Origin of the sequence: Bacillus massiliigorillae (assembly GCF_000380245.2) — a bacterium.
Lineage (GTDB): Bacteria > Bacillota > Bacilli > Bacillales > DSM-1321 > Bacillus_AD > Bacillus_AD massiliigorillae.
Genome location: NZ_HG428744.1, coordinates 141,782 through 167,672, shown reverse-complemented (window position 1 = coordinate 167,672; position 25,891 = coordinate 141,782). Strand labels below are relative to the sequence as shown.

The 25,891-nt window shown below is 36.5% G+C and carries 29 protein-coding genes and 1 riboswitch; of the genes, 23 read left to right on the top strand and 6 right to left on the bottom strand.

Features of this window, described 5'->3' with window-relative positions:
• Window positions 1-10: 10 nt before the first annotated feature.
• Entirely contained in the window at window positions 11-202 is a 192-nt protein-coding gene (locus TX86_RS21050) for a CooT family nickel-binding protein (protein WP_042351925.1), read from the bottom strand.
• Complete coding sequence (locus TX86_RS21045) at window positions 195-620, bottom strand: DUF3842 family protein (RefSeq protein ID WP_042351923.1); 426 nt, start codon at window positions 618-620, stop codon at window positions 195-197. The genes TX86_RS21050 and TX86_RS21045 overlap by 8 nt, the downstream gene beginning before the upstream one ends.
• A 309-nt stretch (window positions 621-929) precedes the next feature.
• Between TX86_RS21045 and TX86_RS21040 the strand changes: the two genes are divergently transcribed.
• The 13 genes from TX86_RS21040 to TX86_RS20980 all read left to right on the top strand — a co-directional run bounded on the left by TX86_RS21040 (window position 930) and on the right by TX86_RS20980 (window position 13,023).
• On the top strand, window positions 930-2,003 hold the full coding sequence (locus TX86_RS21040) for a hydrogenase small subunit (protein WP_042352068.1): 1,074 nt from the start codon (window positions 930-932) through the stop codon (window positions 2,001-2,003).
• On the top strand, window positions 2,000-3,721 hold the full coding sequence (locus TX86_RS21035; RefSeq protein WP_042351922.1) for a nickel-dependent hydrogenase large subunit: 1,722 nt from the start codon (window positions 2,000-2,002) through the stop codon (window positions 3,719-3,721). The genes TX86_RS21040 and TX86_RS21035 overlap by 4 nt, the downstream gene beginning before the upstream one ends.
• Before the next feature lie 12 nt (window positions 3,722-3,733).
• Complete coding sequence (gene cybH, locus TX86_RS21030) at window positions 3,734-4,498, top strand: Ni/Fe-hydrogenase, b-type cytochrome subunit (protein WP_042351921.1); 765 nt, start codon at window positions 3,734-3,736, stop codon at window positions 4,496-4,498.
• Window positions 4,488-4,979 (top strand): HyaD/HybD family hydrogenase maturation endopeptidase, encoded by a 492-nt coding sequence (locus TX86_RS21025; protein ID WP_042351920.1) that lies wholly within the window; start codon window positions 4,488-4,490, stop codon window positions 4,977-4,979. Before cybH ends, TX86_RS21025 begins: the two co-directional genes overlap by 11 nt.
• The gene (locus TX86_RS21020; protein WP_042351919.1) at window positions 4,976-5,410 is read left to right on the top strand and encodes a hypothetical protein; all 435 of its coding nucleotides are present in this window, start codon (window positions 4,976-4,978) and stop codon (window positions 5,408-5,410) included. Before TX86_RS21025 ends, TX86_RS21020 begins: the two co-directional genes overlap by 4 nt.
• Before the next feature lie 18 nt (window positions 5,411-5,428).
• Complete coding sequence (locus tag TX86_RS21015; protein ID WP_042351917.1) at window positions 5,429-5,788, top strand: hydrogenase maturation nickel metallochaperone HypA/HybF; 360 nt, start codon at window positions 5,429-5,431, stop codon at window positions 5,786-5,788.
• Entirely contained in the window at window positions 5,785-6,444 is a 660-nt protein-coding gene (gene hypB, locus TX86_RS21010) for a hydrogenase nickel incorporation protein HypB (RefSeq protein WP_042351916.1), read from the top strand. Before TX86_RS21015 ends, hypB begins: the two co-directional genes overlap by 4 nt.
• A complete protein-coding gene (gene hypF / locus TX86_RS21005; protein WP_042351915.1) occupies window positions 6,429-8,717 on the top strand; it encodes a carbamoyltransferase HypF in 2,289 nt (762 codons plus the stop codon). The genes hypB and hypF overlap by 16 nt, the downstream gene beginning before the upstream one ends.
• On the top strand, window positions 8,708-8,944 hold the full coding sequence (locus TX86_RS21000) for a HypC/HybG/HupF family hydrogenase formation chaperone (RefSeq protein WP_042351913.1): 237 nt from the start codon (window positions 8,708-8,710) through the stop codon (window positions 8,942-8,944). The genes hypF and TX86_RS21000 overlap by 10 nt, the downstream gene beginning before the upstream one ends.
• Window positions 8,916-10,028, top strand: coding sequence for a hydrogenase formation protein HypD (gene hypD, locus TX86_RS20995; RefSeq protein WP_042351911.1), 1,113 nt, complete (start codon window positions 8,916-8,918; stop codon window positions 10,026-10,028). Before TX86_RS21000 ends, hypD begins: the two co-directional genes overlap by 29 nt.
• Window positions 10,028-11,023 (top strand): hydrogenase expression/formation protein HypE, encoded by a 996-nt coding sequence (gene hypE, locus TX86_RS20990; protein WP_042351909.1) that lies wholly within the window; start codon window positions 10,028-10,030, stop codon window positions 11,021-11,023. The genes hypD and hypE overlap by 1 nt, the downstream gene beginning before the upstream one ends.
• Window positions 11,024-11,285: 262 nt before the next feature.
• Complete coding sequence (locus TX86_RS20985) at window positions 11,286-12,317, top strand: DUF2804 domain-containing protein (RefSeq protein WP_042351907.1); 1,032 nt, start codon at window positions 11,286-11,288, stop codon at window positions 12,315-12,317.
• Window positions 12,318-12,609: 292 nt separating this feature from the next.
• Window positions 12,610-13,023 (top strand): YbaN family protein, encoded by a 414-nt coding sequence (locus tag TX86_RS20980; protein WP_052343810.1) that lies wholly within the window; start codon window positions 12,610-12,612, stop codon window positions 13,021-13,023.
• Window positions 13,024-13,105: 82 nt separating this feature from the next.
• Here the strand turns inward: TX86_RS20980 and TX86_RS20975 are convergent, their stop codons facing one another.
• Together TX86_RS20975 and gdhA are read right to left on the bottom strand one after the other, a co-directional pair.
• Entirely contained in the window at window positions 13,106-14,116 is a 1,011-nt protein-coding gene (locus tag TX86_RS20975; protein ID WP_042351906.1) for an LLM class flavin-dependent oxidoreductase, read from the bottom strand.
• 160 nt (window positions 14,117-14,276) lie between these two features.
• A complete protein-coding gene (gdhA, locus tag TX86_RS20970) occupies window positions 14,277-15,659 on the bottom strand; it encodes an NADP-specific glutamate dehydrogenase (protein ID WP_042351904.1) in 1,383 nt (460 codons plus the stop codon).
• A gap of 625 nt (window positions 15,660-16,284) precedes the next feature.
• On the opposite strand from gdhA, the gene TX86_RS20965 reads away from it, so the two are divergent.
• From TX86_RS20965 to thiE, 9 genes are all read left to right on the top strand, one after another.
• Window positions 16,285-16,647, top strand: coding sequence for a YccF domain-containing protein (locus TX86_RS20965; protein WP_042351902.1), 363 nt, complete (start codon window positions 16,285-16,287; stop codon window positions 16,645-16,647).
• Between the two features lie 322 nt (window positions 16,648-16,969).
• Window positions 16,970-17,314, top strand: a complete 345-nt coding sequence (locus TX86_RS20960; protein ID WP_042351900.1) for a PadR family transcriptional regulator — start codon at window positions 16,970-16,972, stop codon at window positions 17,312-17,314.
• Window positions 17,307-17,858, top strand: a complete 552-nt coding sequence (locus TX86_RS20955; RefSeq protein WP_052343809.1) for a DUF2812 domain-containing protein — start codon at window positions 17,307-17,309, stop codon at window positions 17,856-17,858. Before TX86_RS20960 ends, TX86_RS20955 begins: the two co-directional genes overlap by 8 nt.
• A gap of 194 nt (window positions 17,859-18,052) precedes the next feature.
• A complete protein-coding gene (locus tag TX86_RS20950; RefSeq protein WP_042351899.1) occupies window positions 18,053-18,820 on the top strand; it encodes a glutamine amidotransferase in 768 nt (255 codons plus the stop codon).
• 20 nt (window positions 18,821-18,840) lie between these two features.
• Window positions 18,841-19,293, top strand: coding sequence for a GNAT family N-acetyltransferase (locus TX86_RS20945; protein WP_268258267.1), 453 nt, complete (start codon window positions 18,841-18,843; stop codon window positions 19,291-19,293).
• Between the two features lie 88 nt (window positions 19,294-19,381).
• Window positions 19,382-19,486, top strand: a riboswitch (TPP riboswitch).
• A 125-nt stretch (window positions 19,487-19,611) separates the two neighbouring features.
• On the top strand, window positions 19,612-20,430 hold the full coding sequence (gene thiD / locus TX86_RS20940; protein WP_042351897.1) for a bifunctional hydroxymethylpyrimidine kinase/phosphomethylpyrimidine kinase: 819 nt from the start codon (window positions 19,612-19,614) through the stop codon (window positions 20,428-20,430).
• Window positions 20,417-21,217, top strand: a complete 801-nt coding sequence (thiM, locus tag TX86_RS20935) for a hydroxyethylthiazole kinase (protein WP_042351895.1) — start codon at window positions 20,417-20,419, stop codon at window positions 21,215-21,217. Before thiD ends, thiM begins: the two co-directional genes overlap by 14 nt.
• Window positions 21,214-21,885, top strand: coding sequence for a thiaminase II (gene tenA, locus TX86_RS20930; RefSeq protein WP_042351894.1), 672 nt, complete (start codon window positions 21,214-21,216; stop codon window positions 21,883-21,885). The genes thiM and tenA overlap by 4 nt, the downstream gene beginning before the upstream one ends.
• A gap of 12 nt (window positions 21,886-21,897) precedes the next feature.
• Entirely contained in the window at window positions 21,898-22,518 is a 621-nt protein-coding gene (gene thiE / locus TX86_RS20925; RefSeq protein WP_042351892.1) for a thiamine phosphate synthase, read from the top strand.
• Between the two features lie 68 nt (window positions 22,519-22,586).
• Here thiE and TX86_RS20920 read toward each other — a convergent pair whose 3' ends face one another.
• Window positions 22,587-23,609 carry a FecCD family ABC transporter permease gene (locus tag TX86_RS20920; protein WP_042351890.1) on the bottom strand — a complete coding sequence of 341 codons (1,023 nt, stop codon included), beginning with the start codon at window positions 23,607-23,609 and terminating at the stop codon, window positions 22,587-22,589.
• Between the two features lie 2 nt (window positions 23,610-23,611).
• On the bottom strand, window positions 23,612-24,658 hold the full coding sequence (locus TX86_RS20915; protein WP_042351889.1) for a FecCD family ABC transporter permease: 1,047 nt from the start codon (window positions 24,656-24,658) through the stop codon (window positions 23,612-23,614).
• A gap of 135 nt (window positions 24,659-24,793) precedes the next feature.
• Between TX86_RS20915 and TX86_RS20910 the strand changes: the two genes are divergently transcribed.
• Window positions 24,794-25,801, top strand: a complete 1,008-nt coding sequence (locus tag TX86_RS20910) for an ABC transporter substrate-binding protein (RefSeq protein ID WP_042351887.1) — start codon at window positions 24,794-24,796, stop codon at window positions 25,799-25,801.
• The last annotated feature ends 90 nt before the right edge of the window (window positions 25,802-25,891 follow it).

Genomic DNA, 25,891 nt, shown 5'->3' with positions numbered 1-25,891 from the left:
TTTGTTTTTCTTATTTCGCTTCAAGGATAATACGGTGATCAACTAATCTCATTTCTTTAACAGTTGCTTGAATGGTTTTTCGTTCACCAAAAATATTTTCAAGATAAATGCCATTTTCTTTAGGGATAAACTTATCCACTGACTTCATAATTAATCTTTCTTCGCCTTCTTCGTTTAGCATATATACATTTTGTTCACACATGACATTCACCTCTTACATATTTTTCAATTGTTACTACTAAATCGTCCACTGATTGAGGGAGTGACTTAGATTGAATTCCTATAATATCAACATTCCATTTACATAGTGGAATGACAACCTTTCGTGCTGGACTATCAGAAATAGCTTCAGCCATTTTCGGAGTCCATTCTCCAAGCATTGTGTTAGGAGTAAGTATACCGATTGGTCCTAGAATAAGGTTTACGCGTGGAGCGTTCCAGATGATTGCATGTTCACCCGTTGCTCCTTCATTAGCACCTGCTTTTAACATGCTCGAAGTTGCCATTGTGTTTGTTCCGAGGGCAACGATGTTGATGTCATTTCCGAAAGCTTGGCTGATCTTTTCTACAATGACACGTCCAATTCCACCGCCTTGTCCATCTATCACTGCAATTCTCATAGTCTCCCACTTTCTTGTATAAAAAGTATCTATTTTACTTACTATCATAAATCGCTAGCAAAATAAAGTGTGAAAAAAATTTCACAATTCACGTAATGTCCAAAAATACAACAACAGTCAGACTGAATATTCTTGCTAAAAAGCAGAATACGCAGTATATCAGCAAACGTTTTTATTTTATTTAAATACTATGAATATATAGTTAAGGCGTTTTTGTGTCATTCTTCACAAATTGGGCGGGTTTTGTCCCGGAGGATGTTACAATTGGGTGAAAAAGTATTTGTTGTCAGAGCTGAAGGGGGCAGGAAAATGAAGAGACAAACGATTTATGATACAGCGCTATCACAAGGTGTAACAAGAAGAGATTTCTTGAAAATGTGCTCTGTGTTAGCAGCTACAATTGGCCTGAATTACAATGAAGCAGATAAGGTAGTTGCTGCTATGGAAACGAAGACACGAGTGCCAGTTATTTGGCTCCAATTCCAAGATTGTACAGGCTGCTCTGAATCATTTATCCGATCAACACATCCAAAGACGGAAAGTGTTTTATTCGATATGATTTCACTTGAATACTCAGAAGTACTATCAGCAGCATCAGGATATCAAGTTGAAGATGCAATGGAGAAAGTACTTAAGGATTACGAGGGAGAATATATCCTAGCTGTTGAAGGTAGTATACCAAAGAATAATGATTTCTTATCTGTAGCAGGGCATGCAGCGAAAGAAACATTTATCAAAGCAGCTAAAGGTGCTAAAGCGATTATTGCTTACGGAAGTTGTTCTTCATGGGGAGGAATTCCTGCAGCATATCCAAACCCAACTGGTGCAAAACCAGTTACTTATTATGTGAAAGACACTCCTACTATTCTTGTGCCAGGATGTCCACCAATTGCGGAAGTTATGACAGGTGTTATTGCTCACATTATTACTTTTGGGGAAATACCAGAGCTTGATCATTCAGGACGTCCAAAAGCATTCTATCGTCATCGTATTCACGATAAATGTAATCGTCGTGCATACTTCGATGCAGGTTTATTTGTTGAAAACTTCGACGATGAAGGTGCAAAACAAGGATATTGCTTATATAAAGTTGGATGTAAAGGACCAACAACATACAATTCATGTGCAGAAATGCGTTGGAATGGTGGCGTAAGTTATCCAATTCAATCTGGTAATCCTTGTATTGGTTGTTCAGAAAATAATTTCTGGGATAACGGACCATTTTACGAGCGACGTGCAGAAATACCAAGTACTCAAACAACGATTAATCCAGATGTAGTTGGACTAGCAGCATTAGGAGCTACAGCGGTTGGTGTAGCGGCTCATGCAACAGCAACAGTAGTGAAAAAGAAGATGGATGACAAACGAGGTGAAGACCAATGACAGAACGTATAGTAGTAGATCCAATCACGAGAATTGAAGGTCACTTACGTGTGGAAATAGATATAGATGAAAAAGGAATTATTAAAGATTCATTTAGTTCAGGAACAGCTGTCCGTGGACTTGAATTGATAGTAAAAGATCGTGATCCACGTGATGTTTGGGCATTTATTCAACGTATTTGTGGAGTATGTACTTCAACACATGCACTTGCTTCTATTCGATCAGTAGAAGATGCTTTAGGCATTAAGATTCCTAGGAACGCTCACTTAATCCGTAACATTATGAATGAGACCGTTTTCATTCATGACCATGTTGTGCATTTCTATCATTTACATGCTCTTGATTGGGTAGATGTAGTAAGTGCTTTAAAAGCAGATGTAAATGAAACGTCTAAGCTAGCACAATCTATTTCAACATGGCCAAAATCTTCACCAGGATATTTCAAAGATGTACAAAACAAGGTGAAGAAAGTTGTTGATAGTGGACAGTTAGGTATTTTCGCTAATGGTTATTGGGGACATAAAGCGTATAAGTTACCACCAGAAGTGAACCTTTTAGCTGTAGCTCACTATTTAGAAGCACTTGATTGGCAAAAAGAAATTGTTAAAATCCAAACAATTCTAGGTGGAAAGAACCCACATCCACATTACGTGGTTGGTGGTATGGCTACGCCGATTGATATTAATAGTGATAACGGAATTCATGCTGAGCGATTAATGCATATTTCACAAGTCATTGATGAAGCTCGTGAATTCGTTAACCAAGTGTATATTCCAGATTTACTTGCGATTGGTTCTTTCTATAAAGATTGGACATATGGTGGTGGAATTAATAACTATTTATCTTATGGTGATTTCTCTACAGGAGATCATTATGATATCGATAAATATAGATTCCCACGAGGAGTTATCCTAAACGGTAACTTGAATGAAATCCATGATGTTGATTTGAAAAACCCTGAACATATTCAGGAATTCGTTGACCATTCATGGTATGAATACGAAGGAAAGAACGAAAAGGATGGCTTGCATCCATGGGATGGACAAACCAACCTGAAATATACAGGACCAAAAGCGCCATTTAAGACGTTGAATAAAGAAGAGAAGTATTCATGGATTAAATCGCCACGTTGGAAAGGTCAACCTATGGAAACAGGTCCATTAGCGCGCTTAATGATTGGTTACGCTGCAGGTAAAGAAGATGTGAAAAATGTTGTAGACAGCACATTGAAGAAACTTGATATGCCAATTGAGTCGCTTCAATCAGCTCTTGGTCGTACAATTGCTCGTGGTCTTGAATCAACATTAATCGCTGATTGGATTCGCGATGATATGGATGAGCTATTGAAAAATATTAAGAACGGTAACCAAGTTACATTTGACCGTACGAAATGGGATCCAAGCACATGGCCTAAGAGTGCAAAAGGTGTAGGCTGGATTGAAGCCCCACGTGGAGCATTAGGTCACTGGATTAATATTGAGGATGGTAAAACTAAGAACTATCAAGCAGTAGTTCCAACTACTTGGAATGCAACACCTCGTGACTTAGAAAATAATCTTGGAGCATACGAGAAATCATTAATTGGTACACCATTATTAGATAAAACACAGCCACTTGAATTATTACGTGTTATTCATTCGTTTGATCCGTGTTTAGCTTGTGCCGTGCATTTAACAGACTTAGAGACGAAATCACAAACGAAAATTACGATTGGTTAGGGGGAAAGACATATGTCAAATCCGAATCCAGCGCCAAATCAAAATAGTGAGTTAGTGTATAAGAAGCACCGACCTGCTAAAGTCGTTCCGGTGAAGAAAGATTCAGTAAAAGTTTATGTATGGGAATTACCAGTTAGGGTATTCCATTGGATCAATGCTGCGGCGATTGTTTTATTAATGCTGACAGGTATTTATATTGGTAATCCATTCTTCGGAGCTTCTGTTCCAGAAGAAGCACATTTCTCATTTTTAATGGGGTGGGCGAGATATATTCACTTCTTCTCTGCCTTTGTGTTTACAGCAAATTTATTATTCCGTTGGTATTGGGTGTTCACAGGAAATCGCTATGCAACATCTAATCCATTTCGAAAGATTTTCTGGAAAGAGGTTATTGAAACAACGAAGTTTTATTTATTCATGAAGAATAAAAAACCTCATTACGTGGGTCATAATCCATTAGCACAATTAAGTTATTGGATCATGATTGGCGGTGGTTCTATTGTTATGATTCTTACTGGTTTTTATATGTATTTTGAACCGCAGCCAGAATCTATTTGGGGCATGATGTTTGCTTGGGTTCCATATATTTTGGGTGATAGCTTTACGATTCGTTCTTGGCATCATCTTGTAGCTTGGGCATTTATGCTCTTTATGGTAGCGCATATCTATTTATCATTCCGTGAAGACTATTTACAACGAAATGGTACAATGTCATCCATTTTCACAGGATATAAAACAGAACCTAAAAAAGCGGTCGGTGAAGAAGATGATAAATGATTTAGAATCAACAGCAAGGATTCGCATACTAGGCATAGGAAATACTCTTTATCAAGATGAAGGCGTGGGCATGATGTCCTTACCTTATCTTGAAGAGATTTTCAAGGACGATAGTGATGTAGAAGTTATGGATGGATCAACAGACGGGATGCGTTTACTAGGCCCTGTTGAAGAATCGGAATATCTTATCATTCTAGATGCGATTAATGCAGGTAAAGAAGGAGGAACAATCATCACCTTACAAGGTGATGAGATTCCTGCCTATTATGGAATTAAAATGTCTATTCATCAATTAGGCTTCCAAGAGGTATTATTAGCGGCAAAGATTCGTGATAAGTATCCGAAGCATATCGTTATGATGGGTATGCAACCAACTTCTTTAGAACTTGGAATTGGATTATCACCTGCTAATGAAGAGCAACTTCCAAAACTAATAGAACTTGTCAAAAATCAAGTGAGTGAATGGAAGAAAACGTTATGAATCGTTTGAACTTCTTAAAGGAAATGCGAGCAAGCTTGTTTGAGACGGTAAAAGAAATCTATGAGCCATTTGTGGAAGACGATTTAAAAAAAATTGACCATTCAGCTGACCAATTATTAGGTATTTGCTGGTTGAATTTGACACCTAATTCTCAAAGTGTGAAGCATTTGGAGCAGAAATACGTTGCAGGTAAACCTATTTTATGTGTAAAAGATGGTGAAACAATTCGTGCATTTAGTGGGATTTGTCCTACATGCACGAATTTGTTATCTGTATCGACTTTTGCTTCTACTTGTAAATGCATGCATTGTGATAAGGATTTTTCCGTACAATTCCGAGATGAAGCGACAAACGTAACTCTTACGGAGTACCCTGTAAAACAACAAGATGATGGATATTATGTTGGGATGAAAAAATCCACTCTGAAATAAGCAAATAGGATGATTAAAATGCATGAAATGGCTTTAATGGGAGATATTTTGAATATTATTCAAGAAGATGCCGTGACGAGGCAGATTAATCAGCTTGAGAAAATTGAGTTAACTGTTGGTGAACTCAGTAACGCAATGCCAGATGCATTGCGCATGGCATTTGCTATTTACAAAGAGCAAAATCCACAGTTGTTCGCTGAAGATGCGGCTCTTTTTATCCATATGGAAGAGGCGAAGGCAGAATGTATTTTTTGCAATTGTCATTATAAACCTACTCAGCGAATATCTATTTGTCCTTCGTGCAATATGCCTTCGGGAAAGCTGATATCTGGCGAAACGTTTCAAGTTTTATCATATGAGGGGAGTCAGAAGAAATGAAAGTTACTTTGAACACGAATGTTCTAACGAATAATAATGTGGCAGCACAATATAATAGAGATTTATTTACGAACTCTAAAACGCTTGTTATCAATATGATGAGTTCACCAGGTGCTGGGAAAACGACATTATTAGAAGAAACGGTAAAAGCATTATCGAAGAAATATCGGATTGGTGTAATTGAGGGCGATTTATCAACTGAAATAGATGCTGACCGTATTAGAGCTCTTGGAGCACAAGCTGTTCAAATTAATACACACGGTGGCTGTCATCTTGACGCACGTATGGTTGCAGCAACTTTACAAGAATTCAATTTAGATGAAATTGATATTTTATTTATTGAAAACGTAGGTAATCTTGTTTGTCCTTCTGGCTATGATTTAGGTCAACAGCATAAGATAGCTGTGTTAAGTGTACCGGAAGGAAACGATAAGATTCCAAAATATCCTCAAATGTTTATGCGAACTGAGCTCGTTTTACTAAATAAAGTGGATTTACTGCCTTATTTGGATTTTGATGTACCAACTGCTATTGAAGATTTAACAGCAATTAATCCAGAATCTAAGCTTATTCCTGTTTCAGCACGTACGAAAGAAGGATTAGATAATTGGATTACTTGGGTTGAAGAGGCATACGCATCATGTGCCAAGCAATAAACATGATTGTGCGAGGAAGAGTGCAAGGGGTGGGCTTCCGCCCCTTTGTCTTCCAATTAGCCGAGAGACTTCATTTACATGGAACAATCCAAAACAATATGAACGGCGTAGAAATTCATCTCGAAGGGCCACAAGCAGTGCTTGAACAGTTTGTCGTTTTATTAGAGAAGGAAGCTCCAAGATTATCAAGAATCGAGGAAGTAATTGTTGAAGAAGCAGAGCCGAGAGGTTTTGATCAATTTTCTATTATTGAAAGTGAAAGAACGGGTGCTTCTCAATTAATTATTCCGATGGATGTTGCGGTATGCGAGGATTGTCTTGAAGAAATGAATAACCCAAATGATCGTCGCTATGCATATCCTTTTATTAATTGTACGCAATGCGGTCCTAGATATACGATTATTAAAGAGTTGCCATACGACCGTATTTATACGTCCATGGCTTCTTTTGCGTTTTGCGAGGATTGTGAGAAAGAGTATAACGATCCTTATAATCGACGTCATCATGCACAGCCGATTGCTTGTCCAGTTTGTGGTCCAAGGGTGAGTTTAGTAGATTGTCAAAATCAAGCTATTGCTACGGAAGATGTGTTTACAACAGTGAATGATTTATTGTTGCAGGGAAAAATCATTGCCGTTAAAGGTTTAGGTGGCTATCACTTATGCTGTGATGCACGTAATGAAGTAGCGGTGGCATCTCTTAGGGAGCGAAAAAAACGACCGAACAGACCTTTAGCAGTGATGAGCCAGTCCATTGAAGAAATGAAAAGTTTTGCAAAAATATCTGAACAAGAGGAATCATTACTAAAAAGTCCAGAAGCGCCGATTGTTGTGCTACAAAAAAATAGTAAGTATAACTTAGCGGACAGCGTGGCTTCTAAGATGAGTACGATAGGAGTTATGTTGCCTTATACGCCATTGCATCACTTACTGTTACAACATGATGAATTACAAACGCTTGTCATGACGAGTGCTAATACATCTGGTTTGCCGATGAACTATCGTGATGACGAGGCACTGCAAAACCTAGCGCATATTGCAGACTATTTTCTAGTCCATAATCGTGAAATTCTTCATCCAGTTGATGATTCTGTTGTACAAATAGTAGAAAATCAAAAGGACTTCTTTAGGAGATCGAGAGGATATGCGCCCGACCCACTTACGACGAAGAAAAACGTTGATGGCATCATTGCGTTAGGTGGACAACAGAAGGCAACCTTTGCCATTGGACGAGGGCATCAAGTGTTTGTTGGTCCGTATATTGGTGAATTGGATACAATCGAAACAATTGAGCATTATCAGAATGAATTAACTCACCTTATGAAATGGGTAGCACCATCTTTGCGAACAGCCGTAATTGATTATCATCCTGGATATCAAGCGCGGCAAATAGTAAAAGAATATGACTTTCAAGAAGTCATAGAAGTGCAACATCATCATGCTCATATGGCTGCATGCATGGCCGATAATAATATAGAGGATCAAACCTTTGCTATCATTCTTGATGGAACTGGATTCGGGCTAGATGGTCACATATGGGGATTTGAAATTCTTCATGGTGATGCACGGGATTTCACTCGTCTTGCCCATTTAACATATACACCACTTCCAGGAGCTGAGAAATGTATTCGAGAGCCGTGGAGAAATGCTGTTAGTATGCTTATGCATTTATTGGGAGAAGAGGGAAAACAATATTGTGAAGCGTTATTCCCTTGCAATAGAGCGGCTTTTCCGGTTTTACAAGCTATGATGGAAAAAAATATGAATACAGTTTATGCCGGAACATGTGGTAGATTATTTGATGCAGTGAGTGCAATTACAGGTGTGTGCATGAATGCTTCTTATGATGGTGAAGCTGCTATTCTATTATCGGAATTAGCGGATTGCTCATTGGAATTAAAACCATATAGTTTTGAAATACATGAACAAGATGAACTACTTTTTGATTTTACACAGATGTTGAAAGAAATTGTTGAAGATGTGCTGAGCCAAAGAGATGTGCGTGAGATTAGTACAGCCTTTCATGAAACAATCGTTTGTGCCATTGTACAAGCGATGAGTAGGTTACAAAGTACTTCGGATTTACAGAAACGTGTTGTGCTGTCAGGTGGTAGTTTTCATAATCGTTATTTAATAGAGAGATTAACCAAGACTTTATCGGAGCTTGGATTTGAAGTATATAGTCATCGTGATATTCCTTGTAATGATGGAGGGTTATCATACGGCCAATTAATGGTTGCTTCAGCCAAAAGGGGGAAAGAGAAATGTGTGTAGGCGTACCAGCGAAAGTAATAGAGAAACATGAATATAGTGCTTTAGTTGATGTAATGGGGTCTCAAACAACAGTTGGGATTATTTTCGTACCAGAAGTGAATGTTGGAGAATACGTCATCGTCCATGCTGGACAAGCGATGAGTATAATTGACGAACAGTATGCGAAGGAAAGCGTAGAAGAATGGAGGAAGTTAGTCGATGCTAGAAATTCTGAATCAGTCCTCTAAGAGAGAAATTACAATTCCTTTATTACAAGCAGTAACGGAAAAAGCTGAAGAGTTCAAGCGTCGTTTTGGGCGTAAACCATCGTTCATGGAAGTGTGTGGTTCTCATACAATGGCACTTGCTAAATCAGGTGTGAAGCAAGCATTGAAAGATCACGTAACTTTAATATCTGGACCAGGATGCCCCGTTTGTGTAACTGATCAACGTTCCATTGATGCGATGATTGCTCTATCAGAAGGAGAGAATCGTATCATTTGCACATTTGGGGATATGATGCGCGTTCCTGGCTCTACACAATCACTGATGGAAATGAAAACAGATGGCAAAGATATACGAGTTGTTTATTCGCCTGTTGATGCTATCGCTATCGCAGAAGAAAATCCTGATAAAGAAGTAATCTTTTTAGGAATTGGCTTCGAAACGACTATTCCAATTCTTTCAATCCTAGTTGCTGAAGCAGAGAAAAAAAATCTTAGTAACTTCTCCATTTGGATGACGACAAAGTTAGTTGAACCTATTTTGCGTTATTTATTAGCCTTAGGTGAAGTAGAGTTAGATGGCTTCTTATTGCCAGGTCATGTAGCCATTGTTCTTGGTGAAGACGGATTTGCCTTTCTACCACAAGAATTTGCGATTTCAGGTGTTATTTCAGGATTTGAACCAGCAGAATTATTAAGTGGTATTTATAAATTAATCTCTCTTGCATTAGAGGAAGAAGCCACTGTTATAAATGACCATGCTTCTATCGTCTCTAAAGCTGGCAACACAGTTGCTCAAGGCTTAATGAGTACGTACTTTGAAGAAAGTGATGAAGCTTGGCGAGGTATTGGAACGATTCCTAAGAGTGGATTGGATTTAAAACCAGCATACGCACGTTTTAATGCAAAAGAGAAGTTTCATATCGAAACGAAGGAACCACGTAAGACAAAATGTCGTTGTGGCGAAATTATTCGAGGGCTTATTACGCCTGAAGATTGCCCGCTATTCGGTAAGGCATGTACGCCAAGAAAGCCAATCGGACCGTGCATGGTTTCAACTGAAGGAAGCTGTTCAGCTTCTTACCAATATATGAGGGGGAGCCATTAATGGAACGAGTAATCACATTAGCGCATGGTGATGGTGGAGAACTAAGCTATGAACTTGTACAAGAAGTGTTTGTGAAGGCATTTGGTAATCAAAAAGAAGCGATGTTTGATTCAGCATTACTACAAATTGGGAGCGGGAAAATAGCTGTTTCAACGGATTCTTTTGTAGTAAAGCCGATTTTCTTTCCAGGCGGTTCAATTGGCAAGTTGGCTATCGCAGGAACAGTGAATGATTTAGCTGTTAGTGGCGCAAAACCTCTATATTTAACATGTGGATTTGTGTTAGAAGAAGGTTTTCCAATTAAAGATTTAAAGCAAATTGTAACCGACATGGCAGCGGAAGCAAACAAAGCTGGTATTACAATTGTAGCGGGAGATACAAAGGTTGTTGAACGCGGTAGCTGTGATGGCGTGTACATTAATACAACTGGAATTGGATTAGTAACAGAAGAATTACAGCCGACTTTTGAAGCAGGAGATGCAGTAATTGTTTCAGGTTCAATTGGTGATCATGGTATTGCCATTCTTGCTGCTAGAGGTGAGTTAGGTATTTCAACTCCAGTAAATAGTGATTGTGCATCATTGAATACGATGATTGCTGGCGTAACGAGTGAAACGAATCAGGTTCGTATCATGCGAGACCCTACACGTGGGGGGCTAGCAACAACACTTGTGGAAATTGCTGAAGATTTTTCATTAACGATTGTTTTAGATGAAGAAGCAATCCTTGTGAAAGATGAAGTACATGGTGCTTGCGATTTGTTAGGATTTGACCCACTTTATTTAGCGAACGAAGGTAAAGTAATTATCATTGTGCCAGCTCAAGAGAAAGAATGTGTACTTGAAGTGCTACATTCATTCACAGAGGGTAAAGATGCTGTATGCGTTGGTCATATTGCTAACACAGATAAAGGCCAATTATTATTGCAAACACCACTGGGAGTAAAACGACCGTTACACCGACTAAGCGGCGTGATGTTACCACGAATATGTTGATATAGTAAAAAAACAGTGCAATGTGATTATTATACGTTGCACTGTTTTTTTACTGGCGAATACATTATAATTATAAATTGTCATATTTTTAACAATAGTCTATATTTAATAGTATAGAGGTTTCGTTGAAAGTAGTATCCGTTCTTGTTCATGGATGTAAAATAAATATTATTGTGTTTCTACAAATAAGTAGAGGCACTTTTTTTCTATATAAAATATGAGAACAAGAAGAGATGTGAAAATGATGTAGTGGGGGGGTTCTATGCAAAGAGAAATTATTACACCTGATGAGCTATTGAATGATCATGGTGAGTTAATTGAAAGAGGTTACGCTAGAGAATTATTATTACAATATGATAGGAAAACAATCAAGGCAAACTCATTTCGAATAAAAGAATGGGATTATTACTTAATTTCAAACGATGAATTCGGTGTTGCTCTTACAGTAGCGGATAATTCCTATATGGGTTTGATAAGTGTTTCTTTATTGGATTTTACAAATAGATGGTATAAGACAACAAGTAGTATTAAACTGTTTACTTTTGGTAAATTGGGGCTCCCAAGTTCTTCGAAAGTTGGTGATATTATTTATCATGATAAGCGGATAAACATGGAGTTTTTAAATAATGGTTCTGAAAGAATTTTGAAATGTCATATGAAGAATTTTAATGAAGGTAAAGATTTCTCATGTGATTTTCAATTATTCGATGAACCAAATGATTCTATGGTAATCGCTACACCATTTTCTGAAGACCGAAAAGCATTTTATTATAATCAAAAAATAAATTGTATGAAAGCAAAAGGTTTTGCGACATATGATGGTAAAGAATATCATTTTGATCCTATAACTTCAACAGCAACTTTGGACTGGGGAAGAGGAGTGTGGACTTATAAGAATACATGGTATTGGGGATCTGCTTCAGGATATGTAGATGGTGTAAGCTTCGGTTTTAACATAGGATATGGTTTTGGAGATACATCAGCAGCCACTGAAAATATGCTCTTTTATGATGGAAAAGCGCATAAGCTGAAAGATGTTCATTTTCATATACCAATGCACGGAGAGACTTATGAATATATGCAACCTTGGACTTTTACTTCTAGTGATCATCGATTTGAAATGACATTTGTTCCTATACTTGATCGCGAAGATTTTACGTCTATAGGTTTCATTGCGAGTGAACAACATCAAGTGTTTGGTAAGTTCACTGGAAAAGCGATACTTGATGATGGACAAGAAATAGAACTGGTTGATTTTTTAGGATTTGCCGAAAGAGTTTTTAACAAATGGTAATCAATTGCGTAAGTTATTTCTCTGGAAATATTTTTGAGAAATAACTTTTTCAGTTGGTAAAAACTATAAGGTTATTAGGATAGACAAATTTAATAATATATTTATATAATGTTATTGTGGGTTGAAACAACCTAATTGTCATATTTATGTGAATCTGTTGGATTAAACTGTTAACATGCTCAATTATTCGCTAATGTTATAACGATTTGAGTGTGTTTTTTTATTGTAATTTAACTTAATTGGGCTTTGTACCATTTCTATATTCATATTTAAAATTGAAGGAGCTGATTATTTGAAGAAGAAAATACTTCTTATATGTGGTTGGATTAGTTTTCTATTAGGAATGATTGGCGTAGTCGTACCACTTCTGCCAACTACACCATTTATATTATTAGCTGCAACATTATTTGCAAAAAGTTCCAAGAAAAATGAAGAATGGATTAAAAGTCGTAAAGTATATCAAAAATACGTGGTACCTTATAAAGAACGTGGAGGACTAACGCTACGTAGTAAATGTGAAATTTTATTATCTTCCTATATTATTTTATTAATCAGTGGATTAGTATTCCCATATATTCATGTTCGAATTATTTTATGCTCAATTGCATTTTGTCAATTAATTGCAATGATTCGTATACCTACTATGGAAAAAGATGCGAGTAAGCGGATGGAAAGAGCGGAAAACCTTTTACCATATGAAGAGTAAATGTATAAAAAAAGCAGACGATTTCATTAAAATCGGTTCTGCTTTTTTTATTGTAAATGATTGATGTATCGTACCGAAGAGTTTATTTTTTTAGTATTTTTGAAACGATTTCGTACGACCGTAAACGAGCACTATGATCATAAATAGAGCTATTTATAATGATTTCATCTGCTTGTGTCTCATTTAGCAATTCTGTTAGTCGTTTTTTTACTGTCACTGGGCTACCAATGATTGAGGCTGATACACGTGCTTGAAGTGCTTCTTTCTCTAAATCATTAGTAATAGAGTCCAAATGATCAATCGGAGGTTCAAGTGGACCAGGTGCATTGCGAATTAATTTTAGAAATTGTTGCTGCATTGATGTAGCTAGTTTTTTCGCTTCTTCATCAGTTTCAGCCGCGATAATGTTAACCCCAATCATGGCATATGGTTTGTCGAGTACGTCAGAAGGCTGGAAACTTCTACGGTAAAGCTGTAAAGCAGGCATCGTATTTTCCGGTGCAAAGTGGTTAGCAAAGGAGAAAGGTAATCCAAGCTGACCAGCCAATTGTGCACTGTAACCACTTGAACCTAATAACCAAATAGGAATGGATAAGCCTTCACCTGGAAATGCTTTTACGACATTTCTTCCTTCACTTAGCGCAGGGTTGAAGTAAGAGCGGAGTTCATGTAAATTCTCGGGGAAATCATGAGCCCCATTACGACTATCTCTTCTTAATGCATATGTAGTTGCATGGTCAGTTCCTGGCGCACGCCCAATGCCTAAATCGATGCGGTTGGGATAAAGGGATTCGAGTGTACCAAATTGTTCGGCTATAACAAGAGGAGCATGATTAGGTAGCATAATACCACCTGAACCAACTCTAATAGATTTTGTTCCTGCTGCTATATGCCCAATAATTAGCGAGGTAGCAGAGCTAGCGATACCGGGGTTATTATGATGTTCAGCTAACCAGTAGCGTGTATATCCCCACTTTTCAACATGTTGCGCAAGGTCAATTGTATTTTGAAACGCATCTTGTGCAGTTCCACCAGCAATAATTGGTGCTAAATCTAATACAGAATAACGGATATTTTTCAGCGATAAAGTCATATGTTTTTCACTTCTTTCTATATGATAAATAAATGGAAGAGGTTCTTGTTCAATATAGTATCAATTTACGGGAGAAAGACATAATAATTGGTTTTGAGCGAAATGAAAAACCCAGAAATCAGCCTAGAGAGGGCGATTTCTGGGTTTGTAGTGATTATAATTAAACGATACCTTGAGCCATCATGGCATCTGCTACTTTGATAAAGCCAGCAATGTTAGCACCTACAACTAGGTTTCCTGGTTGACCATATTCTTCAGCAGCTGTAATGCTGTTTGTGTAGATGTTTTTCATAATATCATGAAGCTTTGCATCTACTTCTTCAAATGACCAAGGCATTCTGCTGCTGTTTTGAGCCATTTCTAATGCAGAAACTGCTACACCACCTGCATTTGTCGCTTTAGCTGGTCCGAAAAGAACGTTGTTTCCTAAGAATACATCGATTGCTTCAAGTGTAGATGGCATATTAGCACCTTCACCAATTGCTTTTACACCGTTTGCTACTAATAATTTTGCTGCATCTTCGTTAATTTCATTTTGTGTCGCACATGGTAGAGCGATATCGCAATTGATTGACCAGATGCCTTCGCAACCTTCTACATAAGTAGCTTCAGGATGAGCTAATACATATTCTTGGATTCTTTTTCTTTCTACTTCTTTTAATTGTTTTACTGTATCTAAATTAATTCCATTTGGATCATAAATATAGCCGTTTGAATCGCTACAAGCAACTACTTTAGCACCTAATTGATGTGCTTTTTCGATAGCGTAAATAGAAACATTACCAGAACCTGATACTACAACAGTACTTCCGTTGAAGCTTAAACCTTTATCTTTTAACATTTCTTCAACAAAGTAAACTGTTCCGTATCCAGTAGCTTCTGTTCTTGTTAAGCTTCCGCCGTAACCAAGTCCTTTACCAGTTAATACGCCTGCTTCATAAGCACCACGAATGCGTTTATATTGTCCGAATAAATATCCGATTTCTCTTGCACCAACACCGATGTCTCCAGCAGGTACGTCAACGTCAGGGCCGATATGTTTGCATAACTCAGTCATAAAGCTTTGCGTAAATCGCATAACTTCCATATCTGATTTACCTTTTGGATCAAAGTCAGATCCGCCTTTACCACCACCGATAGGTTGGCCTGTTAGGGAATTTTTGAAAATTTGTTCGAAACCTAAAAATTTGATGATACTTGCATTAACGGAGGGATGGAAGCGTAGGCCACCTTTGTAAGGTCCAATATTACTGTTGAATTGAACACGGTAACCGCGGTTTACTTGTACTTTGCCTTGGTCATCTACCCAAGGAACACGGAACATAATAACTCTTTCTGGTTCAGAAATTCTTTCTAAAACGCTGTACTTCATATATTCTGGATGTTTAGCGAATACTGGTACCAGTGAATCGAATATTTCTTTAACTGCTTGATGAAATTCACTTTCGTTTGGGTTACGCTTTTTTACTGCTTCATAAACTTCATTAACATAATCCTTTGCGATTTGCATAGATTCTTGTTGAATTTCTTGTAAAATAGCCATATTAATTTACTCCCCTTTAAAAGATGTTTATCTAAAATTTTATTACAACAATGTAAGTGTAAATTACGCATCTCTCTACTTGAAAAATAGAAAAAGTAAGTCACAATAACAAGTTAGAACTTTCAGTAAATTGATTATATGAGTCTAGATGTAATGAATATAATTTGCATAAATTTTCTGAAATGTATTTTTAATTATACATCATATGTGAACGGATGAATATCCTTTTTGCGAAAAAAATGTTCGTAAAAGAAGAATTTTAGATGAAAAATACATCAATTTATCGAATTTTGATATGAATTTCATGCTTTTTTGAGATAAATCATGAAGTTTGTATAACATGTATCACACAAAAATAGTAAAAAGAGGAAGCATAAACATAAATTTTTATGAATTAAAGTTATTCATATGGAGAATAGAAAAATGAAAATAAAGAAGAATTTTGAGTTAAAAAGTATAAGCCATGTAAAATGTGAAATGTATTCTCTATCATTTCTTTTTATTCGATTAAACACGTTTGAAACGGGTAAAGAATTATATATGGTTATTTATTTGGATATATTTACCTTGTAACTTTAGCTTCGAAATAAACGTAAAAGCATTAAGAAAAGTGAAGGTGAATAAAATGAGTTGTTTAGGGAATATTTTATGGTTTATATTTGGTGGTTTTTTTAATGCTCTTGGTTGGCTATTAATTGGAGGGCTATGGTGTATTACTATAGTAGGAATTCCAGTTGGATTACAGTGTTTTAAAATGGCGAAGCTACAATTAGCTCCATTTGGGAAAGACATTGTAACCGTAAATAATGGATTTGGTAGTTTATTGTTGAATATACTATGGATTGTTTTTGGAGGTTTAGCATTAGCTATAGCCAATTTAGTAAGTGCTTTGCTGTTGGCCATTACTATAATAGGAATTCCATTTGCATTGCAATCATTGAAAATGGCGCAATTATCATTAATGCCGTTTGGTAAAGAAGTAAGATGAGGGGCTGTCCAAAAAAGTGATTTTTAATCACTTTTTGGGCGCCCTTTTACGCTTTTTTTACCATTCGAAATTGTTTTCAATTAAATCTCATTTTTGCTCAGTAGACTGAAAAGGTTGATTTTTGGCGCTTTTGGTCAAGATGAAACTCTACAGACTTTTTAATAAATCAAAGAATTCCTATATCTGCACAAACTAACCAATATTATTATTCCGAATTATTGGACATCTTAATTTCTTTCTTTAGGACTTGTTGACAAATGTTATATCATTTAATAATATATCATTATAAGATATATCATTAAATGATATAAAGGAGTAGAAGATGGCTAGAGGAAAAGCATTAGATGATGAAATATTAACTGATTCAACGTACTATATTTTGCTGACAATGGTAAACCCTATACATGGTTATGGGATTATGCAAGAAATCGAGCAGATGTCGCAGGGAACAATGACAATCGGTCCTGCTAGTTTGTATACAATTTTGAAGAAATTACAAACGGCACAATTAATTGATCTAGTCCCAAGTGATGATCGTCGCAAAGTATACATGTTAACTCCTAAGGGGAAAGAAATACTGAAAAAAGACATCGAGAGAAGAATGATTATGGTTGAGTATGGCAAAAAAGTATTACGCTCTTTGAATGGAGGAAACGAAAATGAGTAAGCCGGTGAAGTATATTTCTAATGGGGGATTAGCTTTTGATGAAAATAAAGCTATGGAAAAATTAGCTAAATATGCAAAAGAAGGCTGGATCCTTGAAAAGTTAACGTTGTTAAGAGGTTATAAGCTAGTGAAGGCTGAACCAAGGGATTTAGTGTACTGCATGGATTATAAGACATTCGAGGATAATGATCAAGAAGTGTATTTTGATATGTTTAAAGCATCGGGTTGGCAGCATATGTGTTCATATGAAGATATGCACTTTTTTTCAGCACCTCCAGGTACAGTTTCAATTTATACGGATGCTGCTAGTCATAAAGAGAAATATGAAAGAATGAAGAACCAGTTTTCAAAGATGGCATTTTGGTCGTTAGTATTATTACTCGTTTCTTCGATTCTAATGTCATTGCCAATAGAGATAGTGGATGCTAATTGGATTGCTTGGCCACTTAATATTGTTCTTTTCGGGTCAGCTATAGTATTTTGTCCATCTATCGCTATGGCAATTGCGTATACATGGCGTCAAAAAAGGGTGCAGGCAGAGTAGATAAAAAATGAAGCTACATTTGCTAATGTAGCTTCATTTTTTAGTTGCTTTTTACTACTTTTTGCAGTTAAATAATACATAAAAATAATAGATATATATGTTTTTTTACTTGTTATTTTTTCAGAATATTATAAAATTTATAATTATAAATGCATTAGGCAACTAAATTACTATTTGGAAGGTGATGATGTGGAGTGAAGAAATTACTTGTTGTTAAAACGGGTACATCGTTTTCATCAATCATAGAGCAATATGGTGATTTTGAAGATATGATTATCCGTGCATGCGGTATTTCTGTAGATGATGTCGTTGTTGCAAATGTTTATGATGATCAAACATCATTGCCAAGTACCGATCAGATTGCGGCCATTATCATTACTGGTTCACATACAATGGTGACAGAGCGTGAAGAATGGAGCACTCGATTAATGCAATGGCTTCGTGATATAAGGCATCAACAAATTCCTACATTGGGTATTTGTTATGGTCATCAATTAATAGCTGAAGCGTTTGGCGGAAAAGTCGATACTCATCCACAAGGAATAGAAATTGGTACAAAGAAAATCCAATTAACAGAAGAGGGAAGTCAAGATAGATTATTGGCTATTTTACACGATACTTTCTATGGCCATGTTGCTCATAGGCAAACAGTAGTGGAGCTTCCTGTGGATGCACGAATTCTTGCGTACAATCAATTTGAACCATATCATGCCTATGCAATTGATAATCATATTTGGGGTGTACAATTTCATCCAGAGTTTTCTGGAGATATTATGCATGCTTATATTAATGAACAGCAAGAAAGGCTTATAGATGAAGGATATTCGATTGAAAAATTACATCAGTCTGTTTGTGACCATCCTTTTGGTCGTTTTCTGTTAGATCATTTTATTAACTTAACAGGGCTACAAGTGACGAATCCATCTATTGGTTGGACGATATTTAGTAATATTGAAGAATAAAAAATTAATTATATGAAAATATTAACAGAAGAGGTACTAACATGAGTGAAAAGAAAATTGTATTTATTGATAAAAAAGAAGATATTGAAAAAGTATATCCATTATTTAGCCAGCTTTATTCACATTTAACAGAGGAAAACTATTATAGTTTATATGAAGATATGATAAAGCGTGGCTATCGTATGCTACAGCTTGAAGTAGATGGGCAGGTTGTTGCTGTATCTGGGATTATTAAACTAACAAATTTCTGTAATGGACATTATATGTATGTGTATGATTTAGTTACGCTCGATACAGAACGTTCAAAAGGACATGGGGAATACTTATTAAGTTATATTCATGAATATGCGAAAGAACAGGGCTGTGCTTATGTGGAATTAGAATCGGCTTTACATCGAACAGCTGCTCACCGCTTCTATGAAGAAAAGATGGACTACGATAAGTTCTGTTATTCATTTAGATATACAATATAGACTATACTAAAATATTTTATCTGAAAAATTAGATATAATATCCTTGACATTCTTTACTAAAGAAACTACTGTTTAACATAAGAATCGAATATGTAGCTAGGGGTGCCTTTTGGCTGAGAGATGATCGAATAATCATTAACCCTCATTACCTGATCTGGATCATACCAGCGTAGGAAAGCGTATACTCTTTATCTTTATCAAGTTTATGAGGATGAAAAGCTATTTTCCTATATGTGGAGAATAGCTTTTTTTGCGTAGAAAAGTAATTCCCATACAGTTCGTTTCTTACAATAGGTCACAATTCAAGGAGATGATTGATTGAGAAACTATGGCATAGCAACATTAACGATTGCTGGTTCTGATTCATCGGGTGGAGCAGGAATTCAAGCGGATTTGAAAACATTTGCTGCTATAGGTACGTATGGGATGAGTGTAATTACAGCAATAACAGCTCAAAACACACAGGGAGTATTTCTAGTAGAAGACTTGAGCACGGAAATGGTTAGAAGACAAATCCAAGTGGTTCTAGATGATATTCCCCCGCAAGCAATTAAGGTCGGCATGGTATCTAGTGCTGATATTATTCAAGCTATTACAGAAACGCTAGCACAATATGAAGTACCGTATTTAGTTGTAGATCCGGTAATGATTTCAAAGAGTGGTTGTGCACTCTTAGCGAATGAAGCGAAAGATGCGCTTATTACGAAGCTCATGCCGAGAGCATTCCTTGTCACTCCAAATATTCCGGAAGCTGAAGAGATTACAGGAATGAAAATTACTTGTATAGAAGATATGAAAAAAGCTGGACAAATGATTCGTTCATTAGGACCTCAATATGTACTCATAAAAGGCGGACATTTAATCGGTGATGCGAGCGATATATTGATAGGAGAGCATGGTATTGAAATCTATCATAATGAACGCTTAAACAAAATGAATACACATGGCACAGGATGTACGCTTTCATCCGCTATAACTTCTTATTTAGCTTTAGGTTGTAGTGTTGAAGAAGCGGTAGCTAGGGGTAAGCAATACATTACCGATGCCATTCGTTATAGCTTTGCAATTGGTTCGGGAATTGGTCCTGTTCATCATTTTTATCAATTTGAAGGAGAAAAAATAAATGGAAATTCGTAAAATAAGCAACTTAGTTAGTGAAGTCATTAATCAAAATCCTTTAGTTCTGCATTATACAAATGAGGTAACAATTAATGATTGTGCTAATGCAACACTTGCAATAGGCGCTAGTCCAATTATGGGCGATGCTATTGAAGAAGTGGAAGATTTAATTACGATTAGCAACGCCGTTGTCCTTAATATTGGTAAGATGCATTCTTCACAAATTCCTTTATATTTAGAGGCTGGTAGAATTGCCAATGCTCTGCAGAAACCAATTGTTTTAGATCCAGTAGGTGTATTTGCTAGCAAGCAAAGAACAAATTTTGTGGAAGAATTACTGAGTAAAGTAAAATTTGATGTGATTAAAGGAAATAGTGCTGAAATATTGTTTATGGCTGGGCTTGAAACAAGAGGAAAAGGTGTAGATGCATCGGATGATTTAGAAATAGATATCAATAAATTACGGAATTTTTCTAAATCAATTCAAACAACCATCGCTGCTACTGGTAAAACGGATTTTATTACTGATGGTGAAAGAACGATTCTAATACACAATGGCTCTACTAAATTAAAGTCTGTGACAGGAACAGGCTGTATGACTGCAAGTTTAGTAGGAAGTTATTTAGGTGTAACGAATGATCCGTTTAAAGCGGCTGCTATGGGTGTCCTTACTATGTCATTAAGTGGTGAGTTAGCTAATCACAATGATCCTGCTATTGGAACATTTAAAGTGCAATTGTTTGATGAGATGAATTGCCTAGATGCCAATGCAATAGAAAACTATGTAAAGGTGGAAACGTTATGAATTTAACCGATGTTTTATTGCAACAATCTAAACAAATTTGGAATGAATACCTTCAACACCCATTTATTACAGAGATGGGAAACGGTACATTAAATCATAAGAAATTCGAGCATTATTTAATACAAGATTATTTGTATTTGAAGGAGTACACGAAAGTATTTTGTATGGGAGTAGTTAAATCGAACACGATTGAGGATATGCAATTCTTTCATCAAGCGGCAGGCGGTACATTTAAATATGAGACAGCCGTTCATATTGAATATTTAAGGAACTTTGGTTTTTCAATAGAGGATTTAGAACAACAAGAATTGGAGCTAACAACGGAAAGTTATACGAGCTATATGCATGGTATCAGTCTAAAAGGTGATGTGAAGGAAATCGTGGCAGCAGTACTTCCATGTGTATGGAGCTATAACTATATTGGTAAGCATTTATTAGAGAACTACGAGATTGATGATAATCATTTCTATAAACGCTGGATTGATTCGTATGGTAGAGAAGAATTTACGCAATTAAGCGATACTTGGCTTACTTATTCTAATCGTTTGTTTGCTGATAGTTCACTAGAAGAGCAAGAGAGATTAATTGATATTTTCAAGAAAGCAAGTCTTTATGAATTAAAGTTCTGGGATATGGCATATGAAGAAGTGAAAGAAGCTGTGAAATAAGGGGAGATTAATTTGTTTCAAAAAAATAAAGAATTATATTTAGTGACTGATTCAAAAATTTTAGAAGGAAGAATTTTTCTTTCCTGTATCGAAGCGGCGTTACGAGGCGGTGTGAAAATCGTTCAATTGCGCGAAAAACATTGCTCTGGACGTGAGTTTTTAGAGAAGGCAATTGCTTTAAGAGAATTAACTCGTAAATATGATGCACACTTTATTGTAAACGATCGAGTGGATATTGCTCAATTGGCGGATGCGGACGGAGTGCATATTGGTCAAAGCGATATCACAGTTGCGGGTGTTCATCAATTAATGGGGAAGGATAAAATTATTGGAGTTTCAGTCAATGACGTAGAGAAGGCATTGCAAGCACAGCGTGAAGGAGCAGACTATATTGGAGTAGGGGCAATGTTTCCAACAACGACAAAGGATAATGCACGTACCATTGATATGCAAATGCTTCAATCAATTAAGGAAGCTATCGATATCCCTCTTGTAGCGATTGGTGGAATAAAATTGCATAATATAGATCAAATCAATTTAGAGCATGTAAATGGAATTGCTGTTGTTTCTGCAATATTAGGTGTAGAAGATATTTATGGTGAAACGAAGAAGTGGATTCAAAGGTTAGGTTAATAGAGAATAGAAAAGCACTTGGAATGCAATGTCCAAGTGCTTTTTTAATTCGACTGAGTTGAGTTCTATTACACATTTTTCATTAGCAAGTAGATAAAATACGGTGCTCCCAGAATGGAAACGACTAAACCAACCGGTAATTCCATAGGTGCCATAATGACTCTTCCTAATGTATCTGCTGATAATAGAAGCAATGCTCCGATTGCAGCAGATAAAGGTAGAATTTTCGCGTGTTTTGCTCCAATTAGGCGTCTTGCGATATGCGGTGCAATTAATCCAAGAAATGTAATTCCTCCACCTACAGCAACAGATGCACCAGCTAAAGCAACGGATATGAATAGTAAAAGTCTGCGTTCTTTTTCGATATGGACACCGACGCCCTTTGCTATGGAATCACCTAAAAGTAAAACATCTAAATATCTAGATTTATAAATGGCTAAAGGGATGAAAATAAGTAGCCAAGGCAAAATAGCTAAAACAAATGTCCAATTCGTTCCCCAAATGGTTCCAGATAACCATGTGATTGCTTTTAGAAAATTTGCAGGTTCCATTTTCATTTGGAAAACAATTAGCCCAGCTCCAAATGCTGCATTAAGACCAATACCTACCAACAATAAGCGGACAGGTGTGACTTGCCCATTTTTCCAAGAAAGAAGGTAAATGAGAGCGGCAGCCGTAAACGCACCTACTAAAGCTGTAAACGGCATAATAAAGATGGATAACCATCCTGTTAGAAAGGTAGAACCTTGAAAAATAAACATATAAATGACTACGGCTAACCCTGCCCCTGAATTAATTCCCAAAATACCAGGGTCAGCTAGAGGATTTCTTGATATTCCTTGTAAAAGTGCTCCAGATACGGAAATACCCATACCAACAAGTAAAGCCATCACGATTCGAGGCAAGCGGAAATCAAATATTGTAATCTCGTTTTGAGGAGTGCCATGACCAGTCAGTGTAGCTATTACATCCGTAAAGGGAATTTCCATATAGCCAGCATTTATGCTGATAAAAATCATTACAATACATAATAAAATAGTACTACTAAGTAGTATTTGAAATTTATATGGATGATTATTAAATGTTTTCATCGTTATATACCACTTCCTTCCTTACGAGCTAAATAGAGAAAGAAAGGAACACCAATAAGAGCTGTAACTGCACCAACGGGTGTTTCAAACGGTGCATTTATCATGCGACTTACAATATCAGCAAATACTAAAAGAAGCGCCCCTAAAATGGCAGAGCAGGGGATAATCCACCGATAATCAACACCTACGATAAATCTCGTAATATGCGGTATAACAAGACCAATAAATCCAATCATTCCTCCAATTGAAACAGCAGCCCCCGTTAATAGTAAAACGATTACTGTTCCAAGGAATTGAATAACACGTGTATTTTGACCTAATCCTTTTGCGATTTCTTCACCCATACTTAAAACAGATATTGAACGAGAGAGCATAATAGCTGCAATAAGTCCAATAATAATAGCTGGGATGATGATCGCTAAATGTTTCATTTGGACGCCAGCCACGCCACCTGCATACCAATAACTAATATCTTTTGAAATATTGAATTTAATTCCAATAGCTGTTGAAAGAGAACTAAGCAAGGAGGTAATAGCAGCTCCTGCTAAGGCTAGTTTGACTGGTGTGATGCCACCTCTTGAAAAGGATGTAATTGCTAGAACTAGAAAAGCCCCTACACCTGCTCCAACGAAAGAGAATCCCATTAACCCTAAATAAGATACAGAGGGAAAAAAGGCAAAAGCGATAGCAATGAAAAACGAAGCACCAGCCGTTACACCCATGATTGAAGGTTCTCCTAGTGGATTTCGTGTCATTCCTTGCAGGATTGCTCCTGATACAGCAAGTGCTGCTCCAACAAATGCTGCTGCGATTGCTCTTGGTAAACGTAGTTCTCTTACGATAACATGAGATGAAACGTTATCGTCATATGAGAATAAAGCCTCCCATACGGAGGAATAACTTAAATTAGATGCTCCGAAATGAATCGAGACAATGATTGCTAGTAATAATAGAATAGGTCCAATAATAAGAGTGGCTATTCCTAAGAAATGATTACTATGAAGATGATATTTTTTATTTGATGAAGCTGAATAGTTATTTTGATTCATAAAAACGACTTCTTTCTTGTGTTTTAGAAAAAAAGATTGACTAATGATTCTGATTATCATTAAAATATACTAAGAATGATATTGAGAATCATTATCAAACCTATTATATAGTAGCATAACTTTAGGAGGATTTAAATGATTAATGTGTTAAGTAAAAAGAAATTCTTGCAACTAATGGGTGCTGGATTGTTAGCAATCTCATTAGCGGCATGTAGTGATAATAATGAAGATAAAGCAGAGAAGAAGAGTGGAGAAAATACAGAACAACAATCTACTTCGGATCAAAAAGCAGAAGCAGGTAAAGAGCGTACACTGACAGATGCGATGGGGCATGAAGTAGTAATTCCTGCTAATCCGAAGCGAGTAATCGCAACATATTTAGAAGATAATTTAGTTGCTTTAGGGATTAAGCCAGTTGCTCAATGGAGTGTAAACGACGGAGCGAGTATTCAAGGTTACTTACAAAATGAATTAAAGGGAATACCAACTATTCCTCATGATCTTCCATTTGAAGCTGTGCAAAAGTTTTCTCCAGATTTAATTATCATGGATTCTGCAAGTATGGTTGAAGGTGGCAAGTATGAACAATATAAAAAGATTGCACCAACCTATGTCATTGGTAAGGAAGTAAATAATGACTGGCGTGATGAATTAACACGTACTGGTGAAGTGTTCGGTAAAGAAGCGGAAGCGAAAAAAGTATTAGAAGATTATGATGCAAAAGCGAAGGATGCAAAAGAAAAAATTAAGGATGCTGCAGGCAATCCTTCTGTTGCGGCCGTTTGGTTAGTAAACGACGAATTCTTTGTTGTAAGTGATAATCTCTCTGCTGGTGCGGTTATGTACGGAGATTTAGGATTGAAGGAACCTGCAGTTGTGAAAGAAATTTCAGCGAGTGCTACAGGAAATTGGAGTGCCATCTCTTTAGAGAAATTAGTGGAATTAGATGCTGATTACTTATTCGTAATTAATAGTGATACAGCAAAAGACAAAACTCAATTAAGCAACGCATTGTGGAAGAACATCCCTGCTGTGAAGGCTGGTAATGTATTTGAGTATTCAGCAGATGAAAGCTGGTTATACACAGGTGCGATTGCAAACGGACAAATTGTTGATAATATTTTAAAAGCTGTAGTGAAATAATATAAAAGGGGATGTTCAAATATTGGACATCCCCTTTTATTTTTGTGGAAATATGGAATTCCAAAGCATACTAATTCAAAAGTAGCTATA